At 70.9% G+C, this 416-nt stretch carries 1 pseudogene; it reads left to right on the top strand.

The features are described 5' to 3' along the window. A pseudogene (locus MIC448_RS13035) lies at positions 1-416 on the top strand (glucose-6-phosphate dehydrogenase); the annotation flags it as partial.

Genomic DNA, 416 nt, shown 5'->3' with positions numbered 1-416 from the left:
GGCGTCGATCCCTCCCGCCAGACCGAGACCCTGGCCGAGCTGACGTGCGAGGTCCGCAACGCCCGCTGGCAGGGCGTGCCGTTCACGCTGCGCTCGGGCAAGGCACTCGCCGCACGCGACGCCGAGATCATCGTGCGATTCCGCCCGGTCCGCCACCTGCCCGCGGGCTTCACGGGCGATGCCGACGGGTCGGTGTTGCGGTTCACGCTCGGTCCCGACCGGATGTCGCTCGAACTCAACGTCAATGGTGCGGATGACCCGTTCCGGCTCGAGAAAACGGTGCTCACGGCCGACCTCGGCGACGGTGCCCTCAAGGCCTACGGCGAGGTCCTGTCGGGCATCCTCGACGGCGACGCCACGCTCTCGGTGCGGGCGGACGCCGCGGAACAGTGCTGGCGCATCGTGCAGCCCGCGAT

This window comes from Microbacterium sp. C448, from assembly GCF_000582705.2.
In the GTDB taxonomy this organism is placed as follows: domain Bacteria; phylum Actinomycetota; class Actinomycetes; order Actinomycetales; family Microbacteriaceae; genus Microbacterium; species Microbacterium lacus_A.
Note: the sequence above shows the minus strand (reverse complement) of the source record. Positions and strands in the feature narration are given on the sequence as shown.